General features: G+C 28.5%; 18 protein-coding genes. 7 read left to right on the top strand and 11 right to left on the bottom strand.

From position 1 onward, the window contains the following. Nucleotides 1-69: 69 nt before the first annotated feature. The 3 genes from mnmE to ACYPV9_RS06545 all read right to left on the bottom strand — a co-directional run bounded on the left by mnmE (nucleotide 70) and on the right by ACYPV9_RS06545 (nucleotide 3,009). A complete protein-coding gene (gene mnmE / locus ACYPV9_RS06555; RefSeq protein WP_459742464.1) occupies nucleotides 70-1,464 on the bottom strand; it encodes a tRNA uridine-5-carboxymethylaminomethyl(34) synthesis GTPase MnmE in 1,395 nt (464 codons plus the stop codon). A 93-nt stretch (nucleotides 1,465-1,557) separates the two neighbouring features. Beyond that, nucleotides 1,558-2,460, bottom strand: coding sequence for a mechanosensitive ion channel family protein (locus tag ACYPV9_RS06550; RefSeq protein ID WP_459742462.1), 903 nt, complete (start codon nucleotides 2,458-2,460; stop codon nucleotides 1,558-1,560). A gap of 48 nt (nucleotides 2,461-2,508) precedes the next feature. After that, nucleotides 2,509-3,009: a Dps family protein gene (locus ACYPV9_RS06545; protein WP_299059593.1), complete on the bottom strand. Its 501-nt coding sequence runs from the start codon at nucleotides 3,007-3,009 to the stop codon at nucleotides 2,509-2,511. Between the two features lie 178 nt (nucleotides 3,010-3,187). Between ACYPV9_RS06545 and ACYPV9_RS06540 the strand changes: the two genes are divergently transcribed. Continuing rightward, a complete protein-coding gene (locus tag ACYPV9_RS06540) occupies nucleotides 3,188-3,526 on the top strand; it encodes a DUF4870 domain-containing protein (RefSeq protein WP_299059596.1) in 339 nt (112 codons plus the stop codon). Nucleotides 3,527-3,586: 60 nt separating this feature from the next. Here the strand turns inward: ACYPV9_RS06540 and ACYPV9_RS06535 are convergent, their stop codons facing one another. Together ACYPV9_RS06535 and ACYPV9_RS06530 are read right to left on the bottom strand one after the other, a co-directional pair. After that, nucleotides 3,587-4,018 (bottom strand): DUF4268 domain-containing protein, encoded by a 432-nt coding sequence (locus ACYPV9_RS06535; RefSeq protein WP_299059599.1) that lies wholly within the window; start codon nucleotides 4,016-4,018, stop codon nucleotides 3,587-3,589. A 20-nt stretch (nucleotides 4,019-4,038) separates the two neighbouring features. Beyond that, the gene (locus ACYPV9_RS06530; RefSeq protein ID WP_299059602.1) at nucleotides 4,039-4,620 is read right to left on the bottom strand and encodes a MiaE family protein; all 582 of its coding nucleotides are present in this window, start codon (nucleotides 4,618-4,620) and stop codon (nucleotides 4,039-4,041) included. Between the two features lie 598 nt (nucleotides 4,621-5,218). Here ACYPV9_RS06530 and ACYPV9_RS06525 point away from each other — a divergent pair. After that, nucleotides 5,219-7,063, top strand: a complete 1,845-nt coding sequence (locus ACYPV9_RS06525; RefSeq protein ID WP_299059604.1) for a cation:proton antiporter — start codon at nucleotides 5,219-5,221, stop codon at nucleotides 7,061-7,063. On the opposite strand, the gene dnaX is transcribed toward ACYPV9_RS06525, so the two are convergent. Then, nucleotides 7,039-8,754, bottom strand: coding sequence for a DNA polymerase III subunit gamma/tau (gene dnaX, locus ACYPV9_RS06520; RefSeq protein WP_459742458.1), 1,716 nt, complete (start codon nucleotides 8,752-8,754; stop codon nucleotides 7,039-7,041). The genes ACYPV9_RS06525 and dnaX overlap by 25 nt on opposite strands. A 281-nt stretch (nucleotides 8,755-9,035) precedes the next feature. Between dnaX and msrA the strand changes: the two genes are divergently transcribed. After that, nucleotides 9,036-9,689, top strand: a complete 654-nt coding sequence (gene msrA, locus ACYPV9_RS06515) for a peptide-methionine (S)-S-oxide reductase MsrA (protein ID WP_299059609.1) — start codon at nucleotides 9,036-9,038, stop codon at nucleotides 9,687-9,689. Between the two features lie 70 nt (nucleotides 9,690-9,759). On the opposite strand, the gene ACYPV9_RS06510 is transcribed toward msrA, so the two are convergent. From ACYPV9_RS06510 to ACYPV9_RS06495, 4 genes are all read right to left on the bottom strand, one after another. Then, nucleotides 9,760-10,809 (bottom strand): M28 family metallopeptidase, encoded by a 1,050-nt coding sequence (locus tag ACYPV9_RS06510; RefSeq protein WP_299059612.1) that lies wholly within the window; start codon nucleotides 10,807-10,809, stop codon nucleotides 9,760-9,762. A 68-nt stretch (nucleotides 10,810-10,877) separates the two neighbouring features. Then, the gene (locus ACYPV9_RS06505; protein ID WP_459742455.1) at nucleotides 10,878-11,675 is read right to left on the bottom strand and encodes an ABC transporter ATP-binding protein; all 798 of its coding nucleotides are present in this window, start codon (nucleotides 11,673-11,675) and stop codon (nucleotides 10,878-10,880) included. Beyond that, complete coding sequence (locus tag ACYPV9_RS06500; RefSeq protein ID WP_459742453.1) at nucleotides 11,676-12,704, bottom strand: FecCD family ABC transporter permease; 1,029 nt, start codon at nucleotides 12,702-12,704, stop codon at nucleotides 11,676-11,678. A gap of 18 nt (nucleotides 12,705-12,722) precedes the next feature. Beyond that, nucleotides 12,723-13,304, bottom strand: coding sequence for a non-canonical purine NTP diphosphatase (locus ACYPV9_RS06495; protein ID WP_459742451.1), 582 nt, complete (start codon nucleotides 13,302-13,304; stop codon nucleotides 12,723-12,725). Between the two features lie 270 nt (nucleotides 13,305-13,574). Between ACYPV9_RS06495 and ACYPV9_RS06490 the strand changes: the two genes are divergently transcribed. Next, complete coding sequence (locus tag ACYPV9_RS06490; protein WP_459742449.1) at nucleotides 13,575-14,369, top strand: helix-turn-helix domain-containing protein; 795 nt, start codon at nucleotides 13,575-13,577, stop codon at nucleotides 14,367-14,369. Here the strand turns inward: ACYPV9_RS06490 and rlmH are convergent, their stop codons facing one another. Further along, complete coding sequence (gene rlmH, locus ACYPV9_RS06485; protein ID WP_077809581.1) at nucleotides 14,370-14,843, bottom strand: 23S rRNA (pseudouridine(1915)-N(3))-methyltransferase RlmH; 474 nt, start codon at nucleotides 14,841-14,843, stop codon at nucleotides 14,370-14,372. A gap of 87 nt (nucleotides 14,844-14,930) precedes the next feature. Between rlmH and nadC the strand changes: the two genes are divergently transcribed. From nadC to ACYPV9_RS06470, 3 genes are read left to right on the top strand one after another with little or no spacing between them, the layout of a single operon-like run. Then, nucleotides 14,931-15,791, top strand: a complete 861-nt coding sequence (gene nadC / locus ACYPV9_RS06480) for a carboxylating nicotinate-nucleotide diphosphorylase (RefSeq protein ID WP_299059628.1) — start codon at nucleotides 14,931-14,933, stop codon at nucleotides 15,789-15,791. 1 nt (nucleotide 15,792) lies between these two features. Beyond that, nucleotides 15,793-16,365 carry a pentapeptide repeat-containing protein gene (locus tag ACYPV9_RS06475; RefSeq protein ID WP_459742445.1) on the top strand — a complete coding sequence of 191 codons (573 nt, stop codon included), beginning with the start codon at nucleotides 15,793-15,795 and terminating at the stop codon, nucleotides 16,363-16,365. 25 nt (nucleotides 16,366-16,390) lie between these two features. Further along, nucleotides 16,391-17,335, top strand: a complete 945-nt coding sequence (locus ACYPV9_RS06470; protein WP_299059634.1) for a YihY/virulence factor BrkB family protein — start codon at nucleotides 16,391-16,393, stop codon at nucleotides 17,333-17,335. Nucleotides 17,336-17,408: the final 73 nt, after the last annotated feature.

Genomic DNA, 17,408 nt, shown 5'->3' with positions numbered 1-17,408 from the left:
ACAAATAAAGGAAGATATATTTAGTTAAAATAAAGAAAAACAAGTAGTTATGTAATAAAAGAAAGGTAGTTACTTTCCGATACAAAAATTACTAAAAATATGACCTAAAATATCTTTATCAACATCATATTCTCCGGTGATATTTCCTAAATAGCGCAAACATTCTCTAATATCAATAGAAAATAAATCCGTAGAAATTTCTAAATCGATACCTTGCTGTACAGAATTTATAGCCGTTAAAGCGTTATTTAATGCCTCAAAATGACGCGAATTAGTTACAATTGTTTCGTTGTTACTTAAAGCACCAATATTTACCAAAGAGGTTAATTCTTCTTTTAAAGTTTCTAAACCTGTTTTACTTTTTGCAGATACTAAAAGTAAATTTTCGATATCTGATTGTAAAATAGAACTGTCATGACACGATAAAGTATCTATTTTATTGGCTATTACCAACAATCTTTTATTCGGAAAACGGCTTTTAATAGTTTCTATTTCATCTAAAAAATCTTCTCCAGAATATGCGTATTTATTAGAATCTATTAAAAAGATAATCAATTGTGCATTATCTGCTTTTTCATACGTTTTTTTAATTCCGATGTTTTCTACAACATCTTCTGTTTCTCTAATACCCGCAGTATCTATAAATCTAAAAGCAACACCATCAATAATTAATTCATCTTCAATGGCATCTCTTGTTGTACCGGCAATATCAGAAACAATAGCTTTTTCTTCGTTTAAAAGAGCGTTTAAAAGTGTAGATTTTCCTACGTTTGGTTCTCCTATAATTGCAACCGGAATTCCGTTTTTCATGGCATTTCCAAAAGAAAAAGAATCGATTAAACGTTTTAAAACAAAAGTTATTTTTGCAACCAATTCTTTAAATTTGGTTCTGTCTGCAAATTCTACATCTTCACCAGAAAAATCTAACTCTAGCTCTATTAAGGCAGCAAAATCTAATAATTGTGCTCTTAAATTTTTAAGTTCATTAGTAATACCGCCACGCATTTGTTGTATTGCCATTTGATGGCTAGCTGCCGAATTAGAAGCAATTACATCAGCTACAGCTTCCGCTTGCGATAAATCCATTTTACCGTTTAAAAATGCGCGCATGGTAAATTCTCCATTATCTGCCATTCTACAACCTTTCTTTAGAAATAATTGTATAATTTCTTGCTGAATAAAGCTAGAACCATGACAAGATATTTCTACAACATTTTCACCAGTATAAGAATTAGGATTTTTAAAAACTGATACTAAAACTTCATCAATAATTATAGAATTCTCGATAATATGCCCCAAATGAATTGTATGCGTTTTTTGGATTGCTAATGTTTTATCTTTTTTGATAGATTTAAAATTGGCATCTACAATATCAATTGCATTTTCACCAGAAAGTCTAATTACAGAAATTGCACCAACACCAGAAGGTGTAGCCAAAGCAATAATAGTATCGTTTTTAATCATGATGCAAAAATACATAAAGATTTTTGTGAATGGAACAAAAAAAATCTGTCAAAATGAATTGACAGATTAATTGAAATTTATTAATGTATTTAGTTATACATTTTCTAAAGATTCTTCTTTTTCAGAATCTTGGTTTTCTTTAACTTGAGATAAGTTTAATTTATTATTTGGCACAAACTCTAAAGTTCTCATCGGGAAAGGTATATTAATGCCTTCTTTATCGAATGCTTGTTTAATTTGTATAATTGCATTACTTTTTGCTTTTAACTTTTCTAAAGCATTTTCTGAATCTACCCAAAATCTACATAAAAAGTTAATAGAACTGTCTCCGAATTCTGTAAAATAAAACTCAACTTTTTTACCTATTTCATCTTGATTAAAGTTTTTCCTTATTGTTTCTGTGGTAAGTTTTTCAACTTTCTTTAAATCAGCGCCATATTCTACACCACATTCAATAGAAATCCTCATTTTAGTTGTTAAAGAATAATTTTTAAATGGATTTTCTAAAATAGTTTTGTTGGGTAAAACAACCATATTATTATCAGCTTCTCTAATAACAAAGTAGTTTAAGTTGATATCGATAACTTCACCTGCATAACCGTTAGTTTCTACCCAATTACCAATATTTAGGTTTTTTCTGAATGATAAAACCACACCAGATATTGTATTAGATAAAGTACCTTGTAGAGCTAAACCAATAACAATACCAGAAACCCCAGCAGCAGAAACGATTGTTTTTAACGTATCATCGAACTTTAATACTGTCATGGCAAGATACAAACCAACTAAAATGGTAATTGCAGAGGCAACTCTAGATACTAAATCTCTAACAGATTTTTGCCTGATTCTTTTACCAATAGTTCTGTTTACTATAGAATTCATTGCTCTAGAAGCAAAGTATGCTATAATTAAAACTACCAATGCAATTGCAATGTTTGGTATGTTTTTAATAAATATATCTTTCCAGGTTTCTAACTTTTCTACTATTTTATTCATCTTATTTTTATTTAATTAATACTCTATTTCAATTGGAAATAAAAAGTACTATTTAACAAAACTAGTATCTAAAGCGTCTTTGGTATTTTTAGACCAAGCATTTAACATCCAAGTAGATTTTTCTAACTCTCTAATGTAAGCACCAATTAAATCTATTGTACCTTCATCATTCGCTTTGTCTGCTCTATCTATAACTTTGCTTAATTGCTCAATTAAGATTTTGTGATCTTCTATAATTGTTGCTACCATTTCTTTATCAGTAAGTAAAGGACTTGACTCTTTTACTCTAGAAATTTCTATATAATCTGATAATTTACTGATTGGATGATATTTTAAAGTGATAATTCTCTCTGCAACTTCATCGATTTTAGTTTTAGTATCATTATACATTTCTTCAAATCTGTTATGTAAGTCAAAAAAGTTTTCTCCTAACACATTCCAATGAAAGTTTCTTAATTTTTGATAATATACATGGTAATCTGCTAATAGCACGTTTAACTCTGTTACTACTGGTAATATTTGGTCTTTTTCTATATTTAAATAATTCATAATTATATGTTTTTAATTGTTCAATACAAAATTACGTTAGTACTTCTTTTTCGTTTTGCTCAAATAGTTTTCTTCTTAACTCAAATGCTATATTACAAGCCGTTTTAAAGTTTTTTGTAACAAAACAAGGGTTTTTGCGTCCAATAGGTAATCAACTTTAAAAACCTTTAAATATAAAATGAAAGAAGACAAACAATTATTAGTAGTTATGCATTTAAGTCAGTTATTAGACTTTATAACAGGAATCGGTGGGTTTTTAGTTCCGTTAATTTTATGGTTGCTAAAAAAAGATGAGGTTTTTGGAATTGACGAACACGGAAAAGCAATTCTAAACTTCAGAATTTCGATGTTTATTTATATTCTAATTTGTATTCCGTTAATTTTATTGTTTGGTTTGGGTATTTTAGGTTTTATCACTATTGGTATATTCTATTTAATTTTTCCAATAATTAACGCGATAAAAGTGAATAATGATGAAGCACCAAATTATCCTTTTAGCATTAAATTTTTAAAATAATAGTTAATTATAGTTCAAAAAAAAACCGTCTTTAAAAGACGGTTTTTGTATTTATTACATTTATATATTTTTAATAACATCTTCATATTCGTAGAAGAACATTTCGAATTTGGTCATTGTATCTACAAAAAACTCATAACAATCTCGCCATGTATTTTTATTATGGATGCTAAATTTTTTATCAAAAGGAACATAAATTCTATGAATAGTTTTGCCATTTTCTAGCAAGAAATCATCATCAAATATTACTTCTGGTATTTCTGTTTCTAATAGAACTTTTAAAGAAAGCATTTGGTCGTAGTAGAGTAGGTTTAGCAATTCATCAGGGTTTTCGATATCTAAACAAACTGCAGCTTTTTTTCTATCAGCAACAAATTTAAAAGATAAGCCTTTAACTTTGGTATTGTATAGTAACCATTTTCTTGGAAAAGATTTACCAAAACTTGTCCAAAATTCTTTACGTATTAATTCTGCTTCTGCTCTAGAAAACATGTACTATAAAAATTTAAAGTTTATCCGTGAATTTTTGCGCTATTACCACGCTCTCTCATCATTTCAGCTTCAAATGCAAGCAAAGCATTCCATTTCTCGTCTACAATTTCTCTATCTTGATATTTTCTAGCAAAAGACAAGAAAGTTGTGTAATGATTTGCTTCAGAAATCATTAAATTTTTATAGAATTTAGAAAGCTCTTCATCTTCCATGTTTTCAGAGAAAACTTTAAAACGTTCGCAACTTCTTGCCTCTATTAACGCAGCAATTAGTAAACGTTGTACTAAAGCATTTGTTCTGTCTTTTGTTTTTGTGAAAAATTTTTGGAGCCTAACAGCGTAATCGTTTTTTTGTTCTCTACCTAAAACCATTCCTCTTTTAACCATAAGTAAATGCACCATTTTAAAGTGTTGCATCTCTTCAATGGCAATATTACTCATTTCTTTAACAAGCTCTGTTTCTTCAGAATAATTTATAATAATAGATACTGCGTTAGAAGCTGCTTTTTGTTCAAGAAAAGCATGATCTGTTAATATTTGTTCTAAATTTACTTTGGCAATTTCTGCCCATGAAGTCGCTGTTTCAAATTGTAGTCCTAACATCTTTATATAACTAGAAGATTTTTTTTAATGATATAATTAAGCTATTAAAAATTTCATTTTTAACAAATTAATCAAGAACAAAATTAGTTTATTCTCTTTCAATGATACTAATAATTTTATTATTTTTTTATGAGGATTTTGATAATTACATGTTTGTTTCATTATAGCAAATTTTAAGGTTTTATAATAAAAAAACCTCTGTTTTTTAATTATTTACAAGTAAGTTTAAACAATTTATTTTCAGTATTTTATGATATTTAAAGTAAAGTTATTGTTTATGTTTTGTTGAGTGGTAGATTTACTATTCACTTAAAGTATAGCTTGTTTTATCTATTTATTGATGTAATTTAATAGTTTTTAATAATTTTATTAGTTTTTGTTTTCTTGTGTGTTTAATTTTTTTTAATTTAATGTGTTTTAAATCAGTATTTTAAATATTATTATTTAAAGTTTTAGTTTTGATTTTGTATTCCAGGTAGTTTTATTGGGTAATTTGATTTTTTCTTAAGTATTGTGTATTATAAAAAATAAAGTGCAATTATATTTTTAGGCTGATGAAACATTCTTAAATTTACCTCTTATAAATTTACAAAGAAGTATGTTAGAGTTAGCCGGAATTATCATATTAGGAATATTAGCGCAATGGTTTGCTTGGAAATTTAAAATACCTGCAATTTTACCTTTAATTTTAATAGGATTGTTAGTAGGACCAATTGCTGCAACATATTTAAGTGAAGACGGTTCTAAGTGGATTGAACCAATATGGAATGGCGAGAAAGGTTTGTTTCCTGGAGAAAGTTTGTATTACTTTGTTTCTTTAGCAATAAGTATCATTCTTTTTGAAGGTGGTTTAACTCTTAAAAGAAGCGAAATTAAAAATGTTGGACCCGTAATTACAAAGTTAATTACGTTGGGTTCTGCCATTACGTTTTTTGGTGCAGGAATTGTTGCTAGATATTTTTTTAATCTAGGTTGGGATTTATCTTTTCTATTCTCAGGATTAATTATTGTTACAGGTCCAACAGTGATTACACCAATCTTACGAAATATTCCGCTTAAAAAAGACATCTCTACAGTATTAAAATGGGAAGGTATTTTAATAGATCCTATCGGTGCTTTGGTTGCCGTATTGGTTTTTGAATTTATTAGTGTTGGCGGTGGAAGTGGATTTACAAAGACAGCGTTAATGGAGTTCGGTAAAATTTTATTATTTGGTGCAACCTTCGGATTTACATTTGCACACGCTTTGGCTTATGCGGTTAATAAAAAATTAATTCCGCATTATTTATTAAACGTTGTTTCTTTATCTACAGTATTATTAGTTTTCGTTTTATCAGACATGTTTGCTCATGAATCTGGTTTATTAGCTGTAGTTGTTATGGGAATGGTTCTAGGAAACGGGAAATTAAAAAATTTAAAAGAACTTCTATATTTTAAAGAATCTTTAAGTGTTTTGCTAATATCGATTCTATTTATTTTACTTGCAGCTAACATTAAAATGGAAGATTTACTGTTGTTGTATACCTGGAAAACAGCAGCCTTATTTGCTTTAGTAGTGTTTATAATTAGACCATTAGCAGTTTTTGCAAGTACATTTAACTCTAGATTAAAATTAAATGAAAAGATTTTTATAAGTTGGGTTGGACCACGTGGAATTGTAGCTGCTGGTATTGCTTCTTTATTTGGAAGTAAACTTTTAAAACAAGGCGTAGAAGGTGCAGAATATATTACACCGTTGGTTTTTATGATTGTATTAGGAACAGTTTTGTTAAACGCAACAACAGCAAGAATGTTTGCTAAAATGATTGGTGTTTTTCTTAAAAAATCTGATGCTATATTATTTGTTGGTGCTTCAAATCCGTCTAGGCTAATCGCAAACTATTTAAAAGATAAAGGTAAAAGAGTCATTTTAATAGATTCTAATAAAAACTTTATAGAACAAGCTACAAATGATGGTTTAGAGGCTTTAAATGTTGATATTTATGATGGAGATTTAACGGATAATATAGAATTAAATGATGTGGGTTATTTAATAGCTTTAACTGGTAGTGATATGGTTAATAAATATGCTTTAAATAGTTTTTCGGATGTTTTTGGAGAACATGGTGCATATAAGTTAGCGTCATCTAAAGAAATTAAAGAAGCCACAGATGTAGAAAGAAAAAATTTCTTTACTCCCAATGATGATTATATCAATCTAAGTGAGGCTTACAGAGAAAATCCTGCTATAATTGAGGTAGAAATAGAAAATGAATTTGAATACAATAATATCTTAAAATTATTATCTAAAGAAGAGAAATCTATACCATTATTTGTAGAGAAAGGGCAAGGAATCTTTTTAGTTCCAGAATTTGATAAGACCGAAGAAGCTAAAGAAAATTTATTATTATCTTATTTAGGTAAAAATATAGGTGATAGTTATAAGTCTAATTCAAATGTTTGACGCAATTTATCTAAAAGCGGGTTTTTTTCTTTGAGTTTGTTATACTTTTCCTGCGGAGTGTAAGCAAATTTCTTTTCTGTTTTTTCGTTTAAAATAACGTTAATGTCAATACCGTAGTTATTTAATTGCTCTCTTAAGAAATTCAATAACTTTGGCCTCCCTTTTAAAAATTGATCTTTCATTAACTTATTTGGTACCGAAAATTCAATTTTATAATTTTTTTGAAGCCTTGGCTTGTCTGTAGCAACTATAGAAGCCATGCTTCGTTCTCCTTTTTTATGAAGGTTTAGAGCATATTCTTTCCAAGTTTCTTGTAATTTTTGTTCCGTAAAAAAGTCTTTAGGATGGTTGTCAAAATTTTCTTCTACAACAACTTTTTTAACTTTACTTTGCTGGTTAAAACCTTTTAAAGAATATTTACTAGGCTGTTTATTTAAACGACCAAAGTTTTTTAAGACAGGTTTTGCTTTAGCAACTTCTGTAACTTCTTTTTTATCTATTTTAGTTTGTTTAGAGGTTACTTCAGATGCAATTTTCTTTATAATTGCGGCTGGTTCTTTCTTTTTTGCAGGTGATAAAGATTGAAAAAAAGTTGCCGGAATTATGTAATTAGCTGGCTTTTTTTTTTCTCCATCGAAAGTGATAGAGGCAATTTGCATTAAAGTAAGTTCAACCAACAATCGTTGATTTTTAGAAGCTCGATAATTTAAGTCGCAATCGTTTGCCTTTTTAATAGATTGCATTAAAAACGGAATGCTAGCTTTTGTTGCTTGAGTTAAGTATTTTTTCTTGGCATTGTCACCAACTTCAAGTAGGTTTAATGTACCTTTATCTTTAGCAACTAATAAATCTCTAAAATGACTTGCCAAACCATTAATAAAGTGGTGTCCTTCAAAACCTTTACTTAAAACAGTATTAAAAGCATTTAGAACATCTGGTATCTTATTATCAATTAGCAAATCTGTCATTTCAAAATACGTATCGTAATCTAGTACGTTTAAGTTTTCTGTAACAGCTTCTCTTGTTAAATTTTTACCAGAAAAACTTACAACTCTATCAAAAATAGAAAGCGCATCACGCATTGCACCATCTGCTTTTTGTGCAATTATATGCAATGCATCGTCTTCTGCCGTAATATTTTCTTTCTCACTAATCGTTTTTAAATAGTTTTTGGCATCTAAAACACCAATTCTTTTAAAATCGAAAATTTGACAACGAGAAAGAATCGTTGGTATAATTTTATGTTTTTCTGTAGTTGCTAATATAAAAATAGCATGTGCTGGTGGTTCTTCTAATGTTTTTAAGAAAGCATTAAAAGCTGCTTGAGATAGCATGTGAACCTCATCTATAATATAAACTTTGTATTTACCAGTTTGAGGCGGAATTCTAACCTGATCTGTTAGATTTCTAATGTCATCTACAGAGTTATTAGACGCTGCATCTAATTCGAAAATATTAAAAGCAAAATCTTCATTTTCTGAAGTTTCGGCATCTTGCTGATTAATTTTTTTTGCTAATATTCTAGCGCATGATGTTTTACCAACTCCTCTTGGTCCTGTAAATAATAATGCCTGAGCTAAATGGTTATTTTTTATAGCATTTTCTAACGTATTTGTAATGGCTTGTTGCCCTACAACATCCTCAAAATTATTAGGACGGTATTTACGCGCTGATACTATAAAATGCTCCATTAACTAAATTTTCTATTGATTTAAGCAAGGTTAAAAAATAACAATTGCTTATTCTGTTATAAATGTTTAACAAAAATAATCATCTAAGGTGTTTTACACAAACAGCTTTCTTAACAAAATGCTAAAGTTGTAAACAACTGTAAAAAGATGCGTAATTTTACGACTACATTAGTAATTCAGAATTTTTATATTTTGAATTAGAAGTTCAGAAAATTGTGCCAAATATTCGCTTTTTATATTTGGTGCAATTTTTATTTTAATAACTATTAAAAATAAAGAATATGAAAATAATTAAATCGATTGTTGTTGCTAGTTTTACACTATTGTTAGTTTCTTGTTTTGGATTTACAAATAAAGAAGATACCCAAAAAACGGCTATGTATGTTCCGCAAGAACACACAGAAGTAGCTTACTTTGCAAGTGGATGTTTTTGGTGTGTAGAGGCGATTTTTGAAAGTGTTGCAGGAGTAGAGGAGGCTGTTTCTGGTTATGCAGGGGGTAATACTTTAAATCCTACTTACGAGAAAATAGGAACAGGTAAAACAGGTCATGCAGAAACAGTTGCGGTGTATTACAATCCTAAGAAAGTTAGTTTTGAGACTTTAGTTACTGTTTTCTTTGGTTCTCATAATCCAACAACAAAAAATGGACAACATCCAGATTACGGAACACAATATAGATCGATAGCTTTTTATAAAACAGAGAATGAAAAAAAAATAATTGAAGATGCAATTAAGCAATTAAATGCAGAAGTTTACAAGCGCAAGATTGCTACAGAAGTAACTAAGTTTACAAAATTTTATAAGGCTGAAGAGTATCATCAAGATTTTGAAAGAAGAAACCCAAACCAGAGTTATGTAAAGGCGGTTTCTGTACCAAGATTGAACAAGTTTAAGAAAAAATATCCGCATTTATTAAAGGAAAGTGCTCATTAAATATAAATTGACACAAAAAAAGCAACTCAGTGAGTTGCTTTTTTTTAATTTTGAATCAAAATAAAAACTATTATTTAGTTTCTTTCTTTGCTTCTGCTTTATCAGCAATAATTCTTTTGTCCATATTTGCAACTTCCCAAGCAGTATGAAATACCAAACGAGTTCTGTTTTCTAATAACTCGTAATTAATTTTGTCTGGCGTATCAGAAGGTCTGTGGTAATCTGCATGTGTACCATTAAAGTAAAATATAATTGGCACATTGTTTTTTGCAAAGTTATAATGATCTGATCTGTAGTAGAATCTATTAGGATCATTCTCATCATTATACTTATAATCTAAATTTATGTTTGTATACTTCTTATTAACAGTTTCAGATAAGTTATGTAATTCTGTACTTAATTTATCAGAACCAATTAAATAAACGTAATTAGGATCTTCTTTATGTCTGTCATCAATTCTACCAACCATATCGATATTTAAATCGCAAACAGTATTTGCTAAAGGAAATAAAGGATCTACATCTGCGTAGTATTTAGAACCTAATAAACCTTTTTCTTCTCCGGTAACGTGTAAAAATAAGATAGAACGTTTTGGACCTTTGCCAGCTTTTGCAGCCATTTGAAAAGCTTGTGCAATTTCTAAAATAGCAACAGTTCCAGAACCGTCATCATCTGCACCATTGTAAATTTCTCCGTTTTTCACACCTTCATGATCTAAATGAGCAGATATAATTACAATTTCGTCTGGTTTTTCTGTACCTTTAATAAAGGCAACTACGTTTTCAGAATCTTTAAATTTTCCTCTACGTACATTTTTGTTTATCCATTCTGCAGGTACTTCTTGAAAATAATCATCTCCACCCAATGGGGAAACAATTCCTTCAGAAACATAAAAGTTTTTTAAATATTCAACCGCTTTTTTTTGTCCTGGTTCACCAGTATTTCTTCCTTCAAATTCGTCAGAAGCATAAGTAAATAGGTGGTTACCCAAGTCTTTAGCTGTAATTGTAGCTGCGTATTTGGCAGCATGATCTACGTTTGCGTCTTCATTAGAAGCATTTTTACTAGAACCACAAGCCATAAAAGCTACAGCACTAGCAAGATAAAGTATTTTTTTCATCGATGTAAAAAGTATTTGATATTGTAATTAGTATTCAAATGTAACAAAATGTTACACTATCATCAAAATTAGCTTTTGTTTATTACAAACTGTTGTAAGGTTTTGTTAAATATTAACAAATTATTAGGAAATAAATTATCGAAGGCATTAGCTTTACTAAGGTTATCTGTTGTGCCAAATTGCATTTCATTTTCTTTTAATAATACAATTTTATCAGCCATTTTTAAAGCAATATTTATTTCATGTGAAGAAATAATGATTGTTTTTTTAGTTTCTAAAGCCAATTTTTTTAAAAGCTCAAAAATATTTAAAGTTTGATGCATGTCTAAATGAGCAGTAGGTTCGTCTAAAATAATAACTTCGGTATCTTGCGCCAATGCTCTTGCTATTAAAACTCGCTGTAATTGACCATCACTTAATTCGTAAAATCTTTTATCTTTTAAGTGAAAAATATCTGTTTGAGAAATAGCCAGTTCAATCTTTTTGGTATCATTAGCTGTAATGGTATCAAGCCAATTTGTGTGTGGTTGTCTACCTAAAGCAATTAATTCATAAACGGTTACTTGACTTTCTGGCAAACGCTCTGTTAAAACCAAACTTAACTTTTTAGAAAGTTCGTTTTCTTTATAATGACTCAATTTTTTACCTTCTAAATTGATATGACCAGAAATTGGTTTTTGTACTTTAGATAGTGTTCTTAATAATGTAGATTTACCGATTCCGTTTTTACCCAAAACACATACTAATTCTCCTTTTTTTATAGAAAAATTAATATTAGATAAAACAATTTTATCTTGTTTTTTATGCTGATAACCAATAGTTAAGCTTTCAGTAGAAATTACAATATGTTTTTTATCTATGTTCATTTAAACAAATAATTTCTTTTTTCGAACAAGTAGCCAAATTACAATTGGAGCTCCAAACAAAGAGGTAATTGCATTTATTGGTAATGTAAATTCGCTTGTGGGCAATTGCGCAATAGTATCGCAAATAAGCATAACAATTGCACCAATTATTAAAACTGCCGGAATCAAAATTTTATGGTTCGAAGTTGTAAATAACATTCTAGCAACATGGGGTACCGCTAACCCTACAAAAGCAATTGGGCCAGCAAAAGCAGTAATTACACCAGTTAACAAACTTGTAATTAATAAGATTATATTTCTATTTTTTTTGATATTGATACCTAAACTCTTAGCATAATTTTCTCCTAATAAAAAGCTATTTAAAGGTTTTACAATAGCAATTGTAGCTATAATACCAAATATATAAATGATAAAAAATATCAAAATTTCTGGCCACGATAAGTTACCAAGACTTCCAAAACTCCAGAATATAAATTGCTGAATTTGGGCTGCTTCACTAAAATAAGATAAAACACTAATTATTGCAGATGTTAAACTACCAAACATTAAACCTATTATAAGAATAGACATTGTATTTCTAATTTTATTAGCAGCAATTATTACGGCAAATAAAACTATAAATGCACCTAAACTAGAAGCTATGGGCAAAGACCAATTAGAAAAAGAATTACTTAAAAAATAACCACCAAATAAAGAGCTGCCTAAAATTAGTAAAGCAACACCTAAACTGGCGCCAGAAGAAATACCTAAAACAAAAGGACCCGCTAAAGGATTTCTAAACAATGTTTGCATTAATAAACCAGCAACAGATAAACCAGAGCCAACTAAAACAGCAGTAATGGCTTTTGGTAACCTAAAATTTATAATTATTATTTGCCAACTTTCTTTAGTTTCTGTGTTACCAAAAAGTATATTTAAAATGTCTTTTATAGGTATAGAAACAGAGCCAAAACTAATGTTTAAGATAAACAAGAGTAGCAGCCCAATTGCTAAAAATATAAAATGTCTTTTAAAGTTTCTTTGAAGCATTAATTTGTTTTACAAATTTTAAGAATGATTTTTATTCAAGAAATCAACCAATTTTTGTATGGCCAATCCTCTATGTGAAATCTTATTTTTTTCTTCGGATGACATTTCTGCAAAAGATTCAGAAAAACCAGTAGGTTTAAATATTGGATCGTAGCCAAAACCTTTTTCACCTTGTTTCTTTTTTAAAATCTCTCCTTTACAAATTCCTTCAAAAATAAATTGTTTGTTATTTAAGTTTAAACAAACTGCAGTTCTAAATTGTGCTTTTCTACTTTCTTTGTCTTTTAATTCTGAAAGTAGTTTTTGCATATTGTTTTCAGAATTTGATGGCTCACCAGCATAACGAGCAGAAAATACTCCCGGTTTGTTATCTAAACTCTCTACTTCTAAACCTGTATCGTCTGCAAAACAGTTAAAGCCATACTTTTTTGTAATGTGATCTGCTTTTAATTTTGCGTTGCCCTCTAGCGTTAATTCAGTTTCATCAACTTCATCAAAACAGTTTATATCTTTTAAACTTAAAATTTCTATCGTTTCAGAAAGCATTTCTTTTACTTCTTTAAGTTTATTTAAGTTATTTGTAGCGAAGACTAATTTCATTCTGGTTTAGTAGTTTTTTACAAAAGTAATCAAACAAAAGTGTTGGCAAAAGAATTGTTTATATTAGTCTTTAATTATTTAACGCTATTAAAAACTTTTAAAAAGTTGAGTTTTTAATCAATTTTAATAAAATACTTAAAAATAGATATTCTCTGTTAACCCTTGTTATTATTGGTTTGTCGTGGAAATGTCGGGTTGAAAAGTAACTAATTAATTTGTAATTTTAAATAACAACATTAACATTGTATGGAATTTAACAAACAACATATTATGGAACAGCCTGCATTAGGAAAAAAAATTTTAGAATTAAGAAAGCAAAAAGGTTTTACTCAAGAAGAATTGGTAGAACAATGTAATATTAATGTTAGAACAATTCAAAGAATAGAAGCAGGTGATGTTTCTCCTAGAAGTTATACAATCAAAGCCATTTTAGAAGTTTTAGGTTTTGATTATGAAACCATTTTTAAAAAAACTTATGAATCTGGTAAGTTCGATGCAATTTTAAGAATAGATAAGAATAAAATAAATAAGCAACTAAACCTTGCTATGATTTTTGGTATTGTTTATTTCTTAACAGTTTTCTTTGAAATAGGAGCAGATGTAATAAGTTTAGAAAAAGACAGTGCTTTATTTAAAATGATATACATTATTATAAAAAGTATTGCTATTATTTCAATGTTTTTATTTTATCGAGGTTTTGTGATTGCTGGAGTTCTATTCAATAATTATTTATTACAAATAAGCGCATTTTTAATTATTGTTTTTACGCTCTTTTTCTCATTGTTAGATATTACATCCTTATATATTTGGCAAGACTTTATTGGTGTTTTCGGTATTGCACAATTACTAAGTTATGGTGTTTTAAGTATTCTTTTTGGTATTGCAATTAAAAGATTAATTAATTTTGGAGATTTATCTAAATGGACAGGGATTTTAGAAATAATTACAGGTGTATGTTTACTACTAATTATTTTAGCTCCTATTGCCATTTTTACCCAACTTATTGTAGAAATTTTCGAAATAATTTTACTTTACAGAATTTTAATCGGTAATAAAACTGAATAGTTACTCATGATGATAAGGCTCGTTCTTTAAAATTGTAAAACCTCTATAAATTTGTTCAACAATAAAAAGACGAATCATTTGATGAGAAAAAGTCATTTTAGATAAAGAAATTTTACCAGTTGCTTTCTTGTAAACCGCATCAGAAAAACCATAAGGACCACCAATTACCAATACCAATTGTTTTAAACCAGCATTCATTTTTTTCTGTAAATATTTAGAAAATTCAATAGAAGTATAATGTTTTCCTTTATCATCTAGCAACACCAATTGATCGGTATTTTGAAGTTTCGATAAAATCAATTCTCCTTCTTTTTCCTTTTGCTGAATTTCGCTTAAATTTTTAACATTTTTAATATCTGGTATAATTTCTAATTGAAATTTCACGTAATGTTTCAATCGGTTTTCATATTCATTAATCAATAATAAAAGGTTTTTATTATCTGTTTTACCGATGGCTAATAATTTAATTTTCATGGTGCGAAATTACAAATTATCAATTAGTAAATTGTTATTCGTAATTCATAATATAAAATACTATTTTTACATCAGAATACAGAAAATATGATATCGAAACAACAATTTGAAAAAGAATTAGAACTCATAATTACAAATGCAATTCGCGAGGATATAGGCGATGGAGATCATACGTCTCTTTCTTGTATTCCTGCGGATGCTACTGGTAAAGCAAAATTATTGGTAAAAGACGATGGTATTATTGCAGGTGTAGAATTTGCAAAACAAGTTTTTTCTTATGTAGATAAAGATTTAGAAGTAGAAACTTTTATAAATGACGGAGAAAAAGTTAAGTATGGCGATGTCGTTTTTCATGTTGCAGGTAAATCGCAATCTATATTAATGGCAGAGCGTTTGGTTTTAAATGCAATGCAAAGAATGAGTGCAATTGCTACTAAAACTGCTTTTTTTGCTGATTTATTAAAAGGAACAAAAACAAAGGTTTTAGACACTAGAAAAACTACACCAGGAATTAGAGCTTTAGAAAAATGGGCTGTTAAAATTGGTGGCGGAGAAAACCACAGATTTGCTTTGTATGATATGGTAATGATAAAAGACAATCATATAGATTTTGCTGGCGGCATTACAGCAGCAATTACTAAAACTAAGAAGTATTTAGCTGAAAAAAACTTAGATATAAAGATAATTGTAGAAGCAAGAAGTTTAGAAGAAATAAAAGAAATTTTGTCTGTAGATGGTGTTTATAGAATATTAATAGACAACTTTAATTATGAAGATACTCGAAAAGCTGTAGCCTTAATTGGCGATACTTGTTTAACAGAATCTTCCGGCGGAATTAACGAAGAAACGATAAGAAAATATGCAGAATGTGGCGTAGATTATATTTCTTCTGGTGCATTAACACATTCGGTTTACAACTTAGATTTAAGTTTAAAAGCAATAGACTAAAATGCTAGACAGTTTTTTTGATAGCGAAACCTACTCGAAAATAGATTTTACCTCAACTAAAATTAAAAAAGGAGAGTATGATAATTGTGTTTTTAATAATTGTAACTTTCAAGGAATTCATACCTCAAATATTCAATTTATAGAATGCGAGTTTATAGATTGTAATTTTAGTAATACAATTGTTGGTAATACAGCTTTTAAAGATGTTAGTTTTGTAAATTGTAAAATGATTGGAGTTAAGTTTGACAATGTAGACCCTTTTTTATTAGACTTTTCATTTAAAGGATGTCAACTTAATTTTTCATCATTTTATAAACTCAAAATTCCGAAAACAAAATTTGTAAATTGTAATTTAGAATCAGTAGATTTTTCAGAAGCAGATTTAAATAATTCCTTATTTGAAAAATCAGATCTTAAAGCCGCTGTTTTCTCGGGTACCAATATCGAAAAATCTGATTTTAGAACCGCTGTAAATTTTAATATCAATCCGAATAAAAATAAATTATCGAGTGCAAAGTTTAGCAGAACAACTTTAGAGGGACTTTTAGTTTCTTACAAAATTATAATAGAATAGCAAATACACTTCGCACGTTTAGCTAATGACAAAAGAAATAGAAGACAAATTAGAAAAAATACCAATTATAAATATTTTGGTAAAACTCGGTAAGAAAATTAAAATTCCGGGTTTAGAAGGTATGTCTTTATATGATGTCTTAGAAATGTATTTTATTGGTATAGTAGAAGGTGCGTTAACCACAAGAGCTGGCGGAATTGCTTATAGTTTCTTTATGTCAATTTTTCCTTTTATGTTATTTGTGCTTACATTAATTCCTTTTTTACCTATAGATGGTGCACAAGAAGGATTGTTATCAATTATTTCTGATGTTTTACCTCCCAAAACTTTTGATGCAGTAGATTCTGTTTTAGTAGATATTATAAAAAATCAATACGGTGGCTTGCTCTCTTTTGGTTTTATTGGTTCTATATTTTTAATGACAAATGGTGTAAATGCTATTTTTGGAGGTTTCGAGTACTCATATCATGTAAAAGAAGTAAGAAATGTATTTCGATCTTATTTTGTTGCAATGTTAGTCTCTCTAGTTATCGTTATATTTTTATTGGTTACTGTAACCTTAATAATATCTTTTGAATTCATTTTAAAAGATATGGTAACACTAGGTTGGTTAGAAGATAATTTAATTTGGATTCAGTTGGTAAGAGGTTTTATATTTTTATTGATGATATTTTTAACTGTTTCTATGTTGTATCATTATGGCGTAAAAGAAGGAAAACATTCTAGATTTTTTTCTCCAGGAGCAGTATTTACTACGCTTTTATCCATTTTAACTTTTTATTTGTTTAGTTATTATGTGAATGAATTTGCCAAGTATAACGAGCTTTACGGTTCTATAGGTACACTTTTAATATTGATGTTATTTATTTGGCTAAATGCAATTATACTTTTGTTAGGCTTCGAATTAAACGCTTCTATATACTCTTTAAGAAGGTTAAATAAAACCTTTAGAACACCCAAAAAATTATAACTTTTTCACGATATTTGCTCTCGCAATTTTTAATTGAGAATATTTAATTTTAAGCAATTGGTTGCAGTACTGT

It is taken from the genome of Polaribacter sp. OB-PA-B3 (assembly GCF_054589375.1).
This window is presented reverse-complemented; position numbering and strand designations above follow the sequence as displayed.